Source organism: Pseudoduganella ginsengisoli (genome assembly GCF_009720865.1).
GTDB classification, from domain to species: Bacteria; Pseudomonadota; Gammaproteobacteria; order Burkholderiales; family Burkholderiaceae_D; genus Rugamonas; species Rugamonas ginsengisoli.
In genome coordinates, this window is sequence record NZ_WNLA01000019.1 from 1 (window position 1) to 13,097 (window position 13,097).

Annotated in this window: 12 protein-coding genes; 2 read left to right on the forward strand and 10 right to left on the reverse strand. The window is 54.1% G+C overall.

Translation table 11 applies throughout. From position 1 onward, the window contains the following. Nucleotides 1-167: 167 nt before the first annotated feature. The 8 genes from GM668_RS22815 to GM668_RS22850 form a co-directional block, all read right to left on the reverse strand. Nucleotides 168-407 carry a hypothetical protein gene (locus GM668_RS22815; RefSeq protein WP_155441271.1) on the reverse strand — a complete coding sequence of 80 codons (240 nt, stop codon included), beginning with the start codon at nucleotides 405-407 and terminating at the stop codon, nucleotides 168-170. A gap of 25 nt (nucleotides 408-432) precedes the next feature. After that, complete coding sequence (locus GM668_RS22820; protein WP_155441272.1) at nucleotides 433-1,023, reverse strand: hypothetical protein; 591 nt, start codon at nucleotides 1,021-1,023, stop codon at nucleotides 433-435. 1,073 nt (nucleotides 1,024-2,096) lie between these two features. After that, entirely contained in the window at nucleotides 2,097-2,519 is a 423-nt protein-coding gene (locus tag GM668_RS22825; protein WP_155441273.1) for a hypothetical protein, read from the reverse strand. After that, complete coding sequence (locus tag GM668_RS31800) at nucleotides 2,510-3,127, reverse strand: RHS repeat-associated core domain-containing protein (protein WP_371868768.1); 618 nt, start codon at nucleotides 3,125-3,127, stop codon at nucleotides 2,510-2,512. The genes GM668_RS22825 and GM668_RS31800 overlap by 10 nt, the downstream gene beginning before the upstream one ends. A 73-nt stretch (nucleotides 3,128-3,200) precedes the next feature. Next, nucleotides 3,201-3,596, reverse strand: coding sequence for a DUF7684 family protein (locus GM668_RS22835; RefSeq protein ID WP_155441275.1), 396 nt, complete (start codon nucleotides 3,594-3,596; stop codon nucleotides 3,201-3,203). A gap of 1 nt (nucleotide 3,597) precedes the next feature. Further along, entirely contained in the window at nucleotides 3,598-7,032 is a 3,435-nt protein-coding gene (locus tag GM668_RS31630) for an RHS repeat-associated core domain-containing protein (RefSeq protein WP_170305778.1), read from the reverse strand. Nucleotides 7,033-7,305: 273 nt separating this feature from the next. Then, a complete protein-coding gene (locus GM668_RS22845; RefSeq protein ID WP_155441277.1) occupies nucleotides 7,306-7,734 on the reverse strand; it encodes a DUF6531 domain-containing protein in 429 nt (142 codons plus the stop codon). A gap of 118 nt (nucleotides 7,735-7,852) precedes the next feature. Then, on the reverse strand, nucleotides 7,853-8,578 hold the full coding sequence (locus GM668_RS22850; RefSeq protein ID WP_155441278.1) for a 16S rRNA (uracil(1498)-N(3))-methyltransferase: 726 nt from the start codon (nucleotides 8,576-8,578) through the stop codon (nucleotides 7,853-7,855). Nucleotides 8,579-8,722: 144 nt separating this feature from the next. On the opposite strand from GM668_RS22850, the gene tkt reads away from it, so the two are divergent. Both tkt and gap read left to right on the forward strand, forming a co-directional pair. Continuing rightward, the gene (gene tkt / locus GM668_RS22855) at nucleotides 8,723-10,720 is read left to right on the forward strand and encodes a transketolase (RefSeq protein ID WP_155441279.1); all 1,998 of its coding nucleotides are present in this window, start codon (nucleotides 8,723-8,725) and stop codon (nucleotides 10,718-10,720) included. Nucleotides 10,721-10,751: 31 nt separating this feature from the next. After that, the gene (gene gap, locus GM668_RS22860) at nucleotides 10,752-11,762 is read left to right on the forward strand and encodes a type I glyceraldehyde-3-phosphate dehydrogenase (RefSeq protein WP_154379776.1); all 1,011 of its coding nucleotides are present in this window, start codon (nucleotides 10,752-10,754) and stop codon (nucleotides 11,760-11,762) included. Nucleotides 11,763-11,845: 83 nt separating this feature from the next. On the opposite strand, the gene GM668_RS22865 is transcribed toward gap, so the two are convergent. Together GM668_RS22865 and GM668_RS22870 are read right to left on the reverse strand one after the other, a co-directional pair. Then, the gene (locus tag GM668_RS22865; RefSeq protein WP_155441280.1) at nucleotides 11,846-12,301 is read right to left on the reverse strand and encodes a cache domain-containing protein; all 456 of its coding nucleotides are present in this window, start codon (nucleotides 12,299-12,301) and stop codon (nucleotides 11,846-11,848) included. A gap of 370 nt (nucleotides 12,302-12,671) precedes the next feature. Beyond that, entirely contained in the window at nucleotides 12,672-13,094 is a 423-nt protein-coding gene (locus GM668_RS22870) for a hypothetical protein (RefSeq protein ID WP_155441281.1), read from the reverse strand. Nucleotides 13,095-13,097 lie beyond the last annotated feature (3 nt).

The following is a 13,097-nucleotide window of genomic DNA, read 5'->3' on the forward strand; positions in this document are numbered from 1 at the left end:
GGGGGACAGCTATCGGTTACGAAGGATGAAGAAAGCGGGATTTCTGGAGAAGCCCGCCAAGGTAGTGGCTCAGAATTCGGCCGCGTAAAGGCCCGCAAAGTGGCTCAGATTTACTCCGCGCTTGACACGGTCCCTCATTAACTCAAGATGACTGTTTCCATTGGACTTCATATCGATACGTTTGCTGCGAGCGCAAGAACCGTGGCACCGTAGACATGAGTAATTACTAGTAGCACCTGCTGCCCTGTAGCGATCCGGTTCATGGCCGATTGAATTACGGGCTCAAATGCAGCGGAATGGGCCTGCACGCCGGAAGCAGCGAGCATCTCGACAGCCCATCGCACATCGCCCTCGCTGTTTATGCTGTCATAAACTTCAACACGTTCAACGGTGTTTTGCTCGCGCATTTCATGAATAAGCCCGGAACATTATTCACGCATCGCTGAACGAAATCCTGAACGGACGATATATCGTGCTTCCTCCGTTTTCCGATGTGCCGCCTCTATTTCCCCGCCTTCTCGCAATAAACCCAGTAGCTGTTCGCACGAACTCATCAAAATTCAATTCCCAAAATGGTCTAAGTGACACTTCGCCAAGCGATACTCCAATTACTGCGAGCTCGGAATATCCCGGTGTTTGCGAACGCTCGTTGTAATGGTCATCCAGGCTCTGCACGATCCTTTCACAAGCCATCACAAGCGATTCGCCCTCCCTCGGCTGAAACGTTGTTACCCCCGATTCGTCGAGCACTCCAGCTTTTCGAATTTTCTCGACAGCGGCCCGATTCTGCGGGCTATCAATAATCCACACAGGCATACGCTCCAGCTGGGTCATACATTCGTTCCCAAACATTGGCTCAAGTACCAAAGCCACCCGGCTTTTTCTTTCATCAATTGACATGATTTGACCGATCCACCAAATCGAAAAAACTATGGCCCCACCCTCGGTGCCAAGGAGAGACAGGAACGCCAGACCCGCGCTTGCCATTATCCCAATTATGGCCTTGCGGAACACCTTGCCCATGATCGTGGTCGTAATCAATATCCCACTCAGGTTGACCATCAGGGCCGTAGTGACGACTCTGCCCACTACCAGGACAGGATATATAGCTTGTAACGGCTTGTCGTGCGGCCGCCCCTGTCCCAACATACATCCTACGAGTACTTGTTCATTCTGTTTGCAGCCCACTCAGGTACAAAAAACTCTCCCCATCGTAAGCGCCAATTAGAACAAATATGGCGGCTTGAATGAGCTCAGCGACAGTGCAAGGATTCTTAGGCGCATCAAGTACAAACGCAAGAAAATGCCAGCTCACTAAGCTATATCGAATTAACTCAGTTACACGGCTTACATCTAAACCGTCCGAAAAGACCAGGTAAATCGCTTCATCAACGCTTTGTACGGGGGGTAAATGCGTCAGCCGCCGGTCTTACGATCTATGAAGTCCCAATGTGGCCCCACTGGATTCGGTCGCGGTGGAACAGGATTTTTCACCTTCACCAGATGGCTTATCTAAGCTGCCCGAATTTCGAGTCGGATTGATCAAACCACACCAAATGGCCCTGGAAGGTTCCAGCCCGAGATGTTGACCGAGCATAACCTGATTGCAGGCCGAGCGAATCAACATAGGAGAGCGGGTTTCCGCCGAATAACCATAGATATTGGTGCCACCGCTAAGGCCCAGCGGATCACTTTGAATGTACCGCCAGCCTGACGGGCTTCTCCGTAAATTTGCTTACTTTCCTACTCTAATCAATCACTTGCAGCAGCTAAATTCAGATGTCGCCCGCGCATTGTGGCAAATTCCCTCACAAAACCATCTCACCCGGCAACGGGTGAGATGGTTTTTTCGATTCGGCTATCCTGCAAGCTCAGTCGGATTGGCAAAAAAGATAATTAATGAATGGGGCGTCAACCTCTTTCAAAAATCCATATTTTAATGAGTAATTAATGCCATACCGTCCTTCAGTTTTCATAAGGACGTGCGCAAGGGGAGATGATCTTTTTTTTGATATTCCCATAAAAATATTCACCTCGCTATCCTTTGCTTCTCTTAAGTTCTATAATTATTTCAATTTTACAAAAAATTCAGTAGGTCATAAATTTTTTACTCCGTCCACCTTGAAATCTCCTAACACGCATGACCATGGTTTCCAATTGCAAAAGAATACAATGATATGCCTTTCCCTAGCCAGGTTTCCGTTTTCTCTATCTAAATCATTGTAGACTTGCAGTTTTGATCCAATCACTAAATTAACCCCATTTCTACTTAAAACTAATGATTTTTTATCGCCCGTAACTCGATCAACTCGACCATAAGAAACGGCATATGATAATAGGAAATTTCCACACGCAACAAATATCATAATTAAGCCAGTAATGAGCATCGCTAATTTAAATATCATGTTTCCATTTTCACTCAAATCTAATGATATGGATATTGCATAAAGGCTAAAAAATAACGACAAGATGCCAAAGGAGAAATATATTTTTGGGCGAAATGAGGCATTCATTTGCATTCACACTTTGTCTGAGGCGGGTTAGATTTTGTTCCAATCGCGCTAGAGGCCATCGATGCGCCTCCTCCAGGGATGCCGGCGATAGCACGCTGCACTACTTGTGTAGCAAACGAACCCGAAAAAGATGTTCCCCAAGCACCAGGTGACATAACTCCGCCTACCGCCCCACCCACAGCAGATCCGGCAACCGATCCCACATTTAAGCCAGGGAAGCAGGGATCGCCAATGTTCTGAGCTTGACCAACGAGATTCCCTATAGAGCCTGCGGCAACTCTAATTGCAACGTTACCTATCACTGAACCTGTGAGCCAAGCTCCGCTTCCTCCAACGAGGGCTCCAGTAGTTGCACCAATGATCGCTCCGCGAAAGACGTTGCCTCCTGTAGCATTGGCGCCAAATGCACCCCCTATACCTCCTATGATCGCACCGGCAACTGCCCCCGGGATTCCAAATTCTCCGGTTGGATCAACCATGCTGAGCGGGTTTCCGTCAACGTATACATAGGTGTTTAAGCCGCTCTTCAGGCCAATCGGATCACTTTGGATATAACGTCCCAGCGATCCATCATAATACCGATGCCAGTTATACCAAAGCCCAGTTCCGTCCACCTCGTGGCGTAAACTGCGCAATTTGCGCTGCTCGGCCTCGATCTCGACCAAGTGGAAGGACCACTTTCGCTACCTAACCGATTAGCCCGCCCAAGCAAGATTCAATCTCAACATGATCCGCCACCATAGCAATTAATGGGAGTTGAGCCCCTGCTGCAGCAAAAAGAAAATATTCGCATGCCTCCACGATCTCGTGATGGTACGTGGTGACGACGTCAAACTTCTCCTGATCTTCAATGAACTCATCAATCCGATCATGAAGTTCTTCGGCGAGAGCACCTACGCAGCAGAATTCAGCACATCCTTTATCCAGAAGGCCGGGAGCTAAAATTTTGCTGGAGAGTAACTCATCGTCGTTACATGCAGGCAACAAAACAACAAATTCCTTGCCAAGTGACAAAGGCAGCTCCCCAACCAAATCCATAATATAGACTTGACGCCCACGGAAGTTATATTTCTTTGAACGCATATCAGTTCCCACCCCGAATCTTATCAATGTTGTCCCTAAATTTTTGAATTTCTGCCTCAAGATGGCGAATTCGTCGTCCTTGTGCGTTTTCAATCACATCTCTCGGAAGATTCTCCATTCCGGGCCGCACAGTTGGGTTTTCCTTAAATGCATTGAGCTTCTCCTCATGCTCACGAATCAGTCGTTCATAAGATTTTATTGATTTCTCGGCTTCAGCAGATAGCTTGCGAGTTGAACCGGGAACGGCATCTGGTTGCCCCTTTCCCTGGCACGCTTTAGCAACCGAATACGCCGCTCGAACGATCGGAATAAATACACATTCGACACATACCGGTTCAAGCCCTGGCTCTTCTGGCGCTAACCCAAATCGGTCAATAATTGAAATTGGGTTTCCACCAACATATGTGTAGGCATTCATTCCACCCGCGAGCCCAATCGGATCACTTTGGATATACCGCCCAAGGGATCCATCGTAATACCGATGCCAGTTATACCAAAGTCCAGTTTCGCCATCATAGTACTGTCCGGGGGATCCAATGTTCAATCCACCAATGGCGTCCGTGCTCACCTTGCGATCAAATGCCGCGTTATCAGCACGCCAGACCGCAGCACCAGTACTGTTGGTCAACGATACCGGTCGCCCCAGCCTGTCATTGTGACTGGCATAGAATTTACCCCCGCGCTCGATACCCAGCAATTCACCGTCCAGCCAAACGTAGTTAGTACGCTGCGTAGCGCCGATTTCGATTAACAGTTCACCATTCGGGCCGTAGACGTATTTGGTTGTATTCCCGCCAGCTTGTTTTTGCACGCGCTGATTGAAAGCATTGTTGCTGTAAATCCCAAGCACAGTGCTTCCATTGCTGACCTTCGATAAGCGATGGAAACTGTCGTACTCATACGTGCGTGTGCCCGCCGTGCCGGTTTCCTGGTAGAGGTTGCCGATCGCATCGTACTGGAACGCGCGCGATTTCCCACTGCCTTGCCAGCCATCGAGCCGGTTGCTGGTCGCAGACGTCGTGAACTGATACTGCACCCCAAGGCGCTGGTGGGTCATCCGGTTGCCGTTATCATCCCACGTATAGTGCTGCGTATCGGCAGCGGGGCCGGAGGTCGCAACCCGGTCTACCGGGTCGTAGGCCAAGGATTCATTCAGCGATGGATAAGCGTAGTCAGTAATGCCGGACGTGGTATCCGTATTGTTGTAGCTGTAGCGCTGGTTCAACGCTGTTTTGCTGGCCAGCCGTTCAATGCGGCCATCCGCATCGAAAATGATCGACCGTGGAATGCCGTTGCCGAAAGTCCAGGCATAACGTACGCCGGTTGCGGGCTGATACAGGAATTGCGAGGCCGCAGTGGGCCATACGCTTGTCCGTACGGTGCTTAATTGGCCGTAAGTATTGTAGTCATACCCAACTGACAGGCCGGAATAACCCATCCCCGTCATGCGTCCGGCAACGTCATAAGCCCAGGTGATCGGATAGGTCACGCCGCCTATCGTGGTGTCTTTGGCCTCCAGTTCTCCAGCCGGGTTATACCTGAGGGCGGTTTTGCCAGTCGCATCAACGATGCTGGTCAAAAAGCCTTTGCCATAAGTGCCTTCGTCATAATTGAACGTCTCGGTCTGGCCGTTGCGTGAGCGGGAACGCATCCGGTCCAGCGCATCGTACGTGTACGTGGTTGCATTGCCGAGTTTGGTTTCGCTGATCAGGCGGCCTGCGCTGTCGTAGTCATACGTGACGGTGCCACCATCCTGGCTGACGATGGTTTTTACTTCGCCCAGGCCCGTGTACGTGTAATCGGTGCGGATATTGCGCGGATCGTAGACGTACTGCAGGCGGCCCTCAGGGTCGTATTCCCAACGTGTGATGCCGCCATCGTAGGCGGTGCGTTTGATAAGCCGGTCCTGTGCGTCATACTCGAAGTAAGTCGTGCGGGACGCGGCGTCCGTCTGGCTGGTCAAATTGCCGTTGTTGTCGTAACGCAGTTCTAAGCGCTGTCCGTTATTGCCAGTGATGGTATAGGGCCGGCCAAGCGAATCAAACTTGGTGGTGCTGACAAACTGGCCTGCCAATGCCGGAGTTGGCACGTCGCCAGTGCCTGGCGAGTAACGGTTGGAACTCCAGCGCATCGTGTTGGTGGCGACATCGTATGCAATGGTCGTGAATTGGTTTGCCGCATCGCCAGTTTTGTTGAGCCGGCCGCTTTCGTTATACCGGTAGCGGTCAATGCGGCCTGAAGCATAGGTAACGTCGGTGACTTGGTGGTTGTTGTTGTAGTCAAATTTCGTTACGCGATTACCGCTGGGCAGGCGCAATGTATGCTGCGTCATATTGCCCTTGGCGTCGTACAGGTAATCCTCGTTGATGCCGTTGAGATTAGTCAGGCGTCCCGGGCGGCCCATGCCATCGTAAAGCGACCAGCTTTCGCTCTGACCCAGGAAATTGGTGTGGGATACCAAGTTGCCGCTGGTGTCGAAAACCATCGTACTTGTCACGTCGCCGGATGGAAGTTTGCGCGTTACGGTACGCGTTGCGAGTGTATTGTTGGGGTGGACGGTATAGCCGTAGAGCCACTGCCGCCTGGCGCCGGTCTTGAGGTCGTCCCAGGTTTCTGATGCCAGTTGCGTACCTTGGTACGTGTACGTAACGCGTTTGTACACGCCACCATATGTCCCGCGGTATTCAGTGGAGCCAATGTTGTCGCCCTGCCATTGGTGCGCTACCGTCAACTCGTCATTGGTGCCTGCCGCTGTGGTATAGGACAGCAGCCTGCCCGCGCTATCGAAGCTGTAATCTGTACGGTTGCCATTCCAGTCTTCTTCAAAATCGATGTAGCCGTTTGCATCGTATGCGGTTTGCGCGCTGGCGGCGCCGCAAGTGGCCGTGGCCTGGCGCGAAACGGACGTTACCTTCAGGGTGCCTTGAACGTTGGCAAACGTGTATTGCGTTGTTTGGCCGCGTGCATCGGTAACATTGGTTGTTAACGTGCCGTAGCTGAACGTTTCGTTTTCTTCTCCACTGGCCAGCCCGCTGGTTTTTACGCGGCGATCCGGATAGTAGCTATAAGTGCTGTAGCGCACGCCATTAATCTTGATTCCCGTTAAAAGCGTGGCGTCGGTGGTTTCATACAGATATTCGCGAATATCGGGGACCGCACCAGGGGAGGTGACTTTCGACAGCATGCCGTTGGCGTTGTAGGCATAGTTCCAAAGGTTTCCTCCGGAGTCACGGACTGTGCTGACCCTCCCATTTGTTCCATACGTGAATTGGACGGTTTTTCCCGTCGGGCTGGTAACGGTGCCGAGTTTTCCATTCACATACGTAAAGCTGGTCGTCGCGTCTAATGGATCGGTAATCGCTTGAAGGTCGCCACCGCCACTGTAGACGTACGTGAAGTTTCCTCGCACCAGTTCCCAATTGGTGCCGGGATTCATGATGATGTATCCCGCGTCGACTGCAGCGTCAGAGCTGCCCCTTACGCTGTAGAGGTAGTAGCTGTGATCGGTGGTTGCAGGGGGCGGCGTCGTGCTTGTATTGGTGCCGGAGGGAGTGGTAACGCCGTCGGCGCCGGCTGTCGGGACCAGTTGATAAACGAAGCGGGCGCCGTCTGGCTGCGTCAATGTGGCCGTACGCGGGACACAGGTCATGTCCGGGTAGCAGTATTGCCCAGAGATAGCCAGCTTAGGGTAGTCGTAGCTGGATAGCCATTACGGTCCAAATAACGTGCCGGACGCGTTCATGCTGCGGTAGTTGCGATTCAAGCCCAGGCCGTAAGTTCCACCGGCCTGGAAATCCACTTCCGGCAGCAGTTTTTCGCCCGTGGCAATGACAACAGGGTGCGACGTGACGGGAGACGCCTTCGTTGCTGAACCGCAGCTGGTGTCGGTATTGCCGCTGGTCGGTGCTGCTGCAACCTGGCCTTTGGCTGGGCCACTGCCGCCGCGGCTTGCCTCCGGTCTGAACGGGGGAAAAGAGAAAGCTGAACTTGGTGAGTGTGCTTCTGGTAGCGGACGCTTGCCGACCAGCTCTTGCGTTACCGGAGATGCAGGATTGAGAACTTGCTCCTCTCCCCAGGCACGCACGGCAGTAACAGATAGCAACGCTGCCAGCGCTGCCATCGAATAAAACGATTTCATCTCACTTCCTCTTTAAAAGCAATATTAAAAAAATACTAACTTTTTAAAGTGAAACAGAAATCGTGCTGTTGGGGCGCATAATTGACTATGCTGCCCCGCAAGTGTCACCGCCCGTGAATTACATCCCGCCCCAGATTGCGTTCAACGCTGACACGGCCGCCAGCGCCGCCGTCTCCGTCCGCAATACCCGCGGCCCGATCGACAACGCCAGCGCGCCATGCGCCAGCGCCGCATTTTCCTCTTCATCGGAAAACCCGCCCTCCGGCCCCACCATGATGGTCAGCGCCTGCGGCGGCTGATGCCGCGCCCAGTCGGCCAGCGATTGCGTGGCGCGGGGGGAGAGCAGCACGCGGCGGTGCAAATCCTGCTGGCTGATCCAGTCGCGGAAATCCGCCACCGGCGCCAGGTGCGCCAGCCGGTTGCGGCCGCACTGCTCGCTGGCGGACACAATGATGCCTTGCCAATGCGATAATTTTTTCTCCGCGCGGTCGCCAGCCAGTTTCACGACACAGCGCCGCGCCGCCAGCGGCTGAACGGCGGACACGCCCAGTTCCACGCCTTTTTCAATGATCCAGTCCATTTTCGACGCTTCCGGCAACGCTTGCGCCAGGGTGATGGAATAGGGCAGTTCCGTGTCCTGCGGCGTGTAGGCTTTGATGGTGGCGCTGGCGCGGCGCTTTTCCACGGCATCCAGTACCGCCGTGTATTCGCCGCCATCGCCATTGAACAAGGTCACCGTATCGCCGGGCGCCAGGCGCACCACGTTGACATGGTGGGCGACCGTGTCGGGCAAGTCGAGATGCAGGCCGATGGCCAGGGCGTCAGGGCAGTAAAAACGGGGCATAGCTTAGCTCGGCATTAACGATTGAACGCGCAATTTTAAGCCTCGGCCCCCGCCTCTGGTAAAATACTTGGTTATTGCCCGCTGGCTTGCAGTTTTAGCCAGACATCGTTGCACAGATTTCCAACCTTCCGCACTCATTCACAAATGACGACTACGCTCCCTACCACTCAGATGGCCAATGCGATCCGCGCACTGGCAATGGACGCTGTACAAAAAGCTAATTCCGGTCACCCAGGCATGCCAATGGGCATGGCTGAAATTGCAGTGGCCCTGTGGAGCGGCCACCACCGTCATAACCCAAGCAATCCAAAGTGGGTCAACCGCGACCGCTTCCTGCTGTCGAACGGCCACGGCTCGATGCTGCACTACGCGCTGCTGCACCTGGCAGGCTACGCCGTGACGATGGATGACATCCGCGACTTCCGCCAGATGCATTCGAAGACCCCGGGCCACCCGGAAGTCGACATCACGCCAGGCGTGGAAACCACGACCGGCCCACTGGGCCAGGGTATTGCGAACGCAGTCGGCATGGCGTTGGCTGAGTGGCTGCTGGCCAATGAATTCAACAAGCCAGGCTTTGACATCGTTGACCACTACACCTACGCATTCCTGGGCGATGGCTGCCTGATGGAAGGTATTTCGCACGAAGTGTGCTCGCTGGCCGGCACGCTGGGCTTGAAAAAACTGATCGCCCTGTACGACGACAACGGCATTTCCATCGACGGCAAAGTTGAAGGCTGGTTCACCGACGACACGCCGAAGCGCTTCGAAGCGTACGGCTGGAACGTGATCCGCGACGTGGACGGCCATGATGTTGCCGCTGTTGACGCTGCCATCGCTGCTGCGAAGAAAGCCGACAAGCCAACCCTGATCTGCTGCAAGACCGTGATCGGCAAAGGCTCGCCGAACCTGCAAGGCGGCGACAAAGTGCACGGCGCCGCGCTGGGCGAAAAAGAAGTCGCCGCTGTCCGTGAATACATCGGCTGGGACGCTGCACCGTTTGAAATCCCTGCCGGCGTGTACGCTGCATGGGACGCGAAAGAAGCGGGCGCCAAGCACGAAGCGGAATGGGTTGCCAAGCTGGAAGCCTACAAAGCGCAATTCCCGAAAGAAGCCGCTGAACTGGCCCGCCGTATGGCAGGCGACCTGCCGGCCAACTTCGATGACGTGCTGAAAGCCGCCATCGCTGCCTGCGTGGAAAAGAAAGAAACCATCGCCACCCGTAAAGCCAGCCAGAACGCCATCCAGGCACTGGCGCCAGTGCTGCCGGAATTCCTCGGCGGTTCCGCTGACCTGACCGGTTCGAACCTGACCAACTGGAAAGAAATCGTGCCAGTGCGCTCCGGCCAGCCAGGCAACCACATCAACTACGGCGTGCGTGAATTCGGCATGTCGGCCATCATGAACGGCGTCGCCCTGCACGGTGGCTACATTCCGTTCGGCGCAACGTTCCTGACCTTCTCGGATTACAGCCGCAACGCACTGCGCATGGCTGCACTGATGAAGCAGCGCGCGCTGTTCGTGTTCACGCACGACTCGATCGGCCTGGGCGAAGACGGTCCGACCCACCAGTCGGTGGAACACGTGTCGTCGCTGCGTTTGATTCCTAACCTGGACAACTGGCGTCCTGCCGACACCGTCGAAACGATGGTGGCATGGGGCGAATCCGTAAAACGCAAGAACGGTCCAAGCACCCTGATTTTCTCGCGCCAGAACTTGCCTTACCTGGAGCGCAGCCAGTCCGTGATCGACAACATCGCACGCGGCGGCTATGTATTGAATGACGTGGCCGATGCAAAAGCCATCCTGATCGCCACCGGTTCCGAAGTGGAACTGGCTGTGAAAGCCGCCAGCGCGCTGGCCGCCGAAGGCATCAATGTGCGTGTCGTATCGATGCCGTCGACGGAAGTATTTGACCGCCAGGACGCCGCTTACAAGGCCAGCGTTCTGACGAAGGGTGTACCGCGCGTTGCCATCGAAGCAGGCGTGACTGATTTCTGGTACAAGTACGTCGGTCTTGAAGGGGCCGTCGTCGGTATCGACACGTTTGGCGAATCGGCGCCTGCAGGCGTGCTGTTCAAGCACTTCGGTTTCACGGTGGACAACGTCGTGGCCAAGGTTAAATCTGTAGTGGTTGCATAACAAAAATTTTTTATTCAATCAGGAGCTAAGTATGACGATCAAAGTAGCAATCAATGGCTACGGCCGTATCGGCCGTAATGTACTGCGCGCTTTCTACGAAGGCGGCAAGAAGCATGACATCCAGATCGTTGCGATCAACGACCTGGGCGACGCCAAAGCGAATGCGCACCTGACCCGTTATGACACCGCACACGGCAAATTCCCTGGCACCGTGACCGTCGAAGGCGACAACATGATCGTCAACGGCGACAAGATCCGCGTGTTCGCGCAGCGTAACCCTGCTGAAATTCCATGGGGCGAGCTGGGCGTGGACGTGGTGCTGGAGTGCACCGGTTTCTTCACCACCAAGGAAAAAGCGTCGGCCCACCTGAAAGGCGGCGCCAAGAAAGTCATCATTTCCGCACCAGGCGGCAAGGACGTGGACGCAACCGTCGTGTACGGCGTGAACCACAACGTGCTGAAGGCTTCGGACACCGTGATCTCGAACGCATCGTGCACCACCAACTGCCTGGCCCCGCTGGTCAAGCCGCTGCATGACGCAATCGGCGTGGAAACCGGCCTGATGACCACTGTGCACGCTTACACCAACGACCAGGTTCTGTCGGACGTGATGCACGAAGACCTGCGCCGCGCGCGTTCCGCGACCCAGTCGATGATCCCGACCAAGACCGGTGCTGCTGCCGCTGTTGGCCTGGTGCTGCCAGAACTGAACGGCAAGCTGGACGGCTTCGCGATCCGCGTTCCAACCATCAACGTGTCGCTGGTTGACCTGTCGTTCATCGCTTCGCGCGACACCACCGTGGACGAAGTCAACGCGCTGATGAAAGCCGCTGCTGAAGGCGAGCTGAAAGAAGTGCTGACCTACCAGACCGAGCCGCTGGTTTCCGTGGACTTCAACCACAACCCGGCATCGTCGAACTTCGATTCGACGCTGACCAAAGTGTCGGGCCGCCTGGTGAAGGTTTCGTCGTGGTACGACAATGAGTGGGGCTTCTCGAACCGCATGCTGGACACCACCGTTGCACTGATGAACGCCAAGTAATCGGCATTCGCAGCAACAAAAAACCCGCTTCAGTGAAGCGGGTTTTTTTTTCGTTTGCTGCCAGGCACCAAGCGGATTTGCAATTATTTGTAGACGCCGGATCCGATGAAGATATCGCCCACCCGCTCCACGTAGCCGGACTTGGCTTCCACTGCCTTGGTGACGGGATTGGGGAATTTATAGTCGACCCAGCCGCTGCCTTTTTCTTTGACCAGCTTGACCATTTCCTGAATCATCGGCTTGCCTTCGACATCGCGCATGTCCAGCACGGTCTTGCCCACCATCTTCGGATTGGTGCCATGCGCCAGCGACAGGCCGTTCAAATCATATACGTACACATATAAGTCGCGGTCGTGGAAATCCTTGTTGGCGGGATCGCCAATGGCGGCAAAAGTCTTGTCCTTGCCATCGGTTTTCAACATGGCAATGGCTTTTTTCACCATGGCCACGGCTTCATTCGGGGTAGCTTTATCGGCCGCGTGCGCGGGCAAGGTGAGCGCGCCCAGCATGAGGGCGAGTCCGCCGAGGAATGCTTTCATATCTGTCTCCTTATATGTTGCTCTGAGACACAATATGCCAGAGACACCGGCGCGGCACCAAGCTTTTCAGCTACGTACGTGATTACGCTGAAGCAAGAATGCGACAGTTGATAAAAATACAAAGCACTGAGTCGCGATACCCGTAGGGTATTCTCTTCATTACTTTGGCTATTGATGTCTTCGAGTTGGCCGGTGCACATTGGCTAGTGCATACGGCTAGACAACTCTTCCTTACTGCTCTCTTGCGTTTACAGCATGGCTTTCCCGGCAATTCGTGAAGAACAATAAAAAAGCCCTGGTCATTGCTGACCAGGGCATAGTCCTTTAGAAAATTTATTTTATATACCGTCTATGACCTCTCCAACAGCGTTCAATGGGACTGTCTTCCTTGTAGCCATTCAATAGTAGAGACACTATCTTGCGTCGTTCCTGAATTCCCGCATCCGTCTACAAATCCTCGTTTCCCGTTTTGCTGGACAAATACCAGGTATTCCACACCAGGGTCAAATACCATGCGGCTGGAAGTGTTATCAATCCACACCGAAAATTTTCGGCGCTTGCCTTTAAAAAGGGTCCGGGTTGCAAAGTCGTAACGAATGGCCTCGATGCCTTCTGGGTCGTCACGGGCTACGATCGGGGATTGGTGCGTCACAATTGCCGTCGCGACCAAGCGGCTCTGTTTAAACTCTTGATCCAGCGGGAGTTTTCCAGAAAGACAGAGAGCTTCAGCATGGCTTCCAAAAGTCGCACATGCCAATGCAGTCATGAAAAGCTTAACGGTTCGGTTCATCATTTA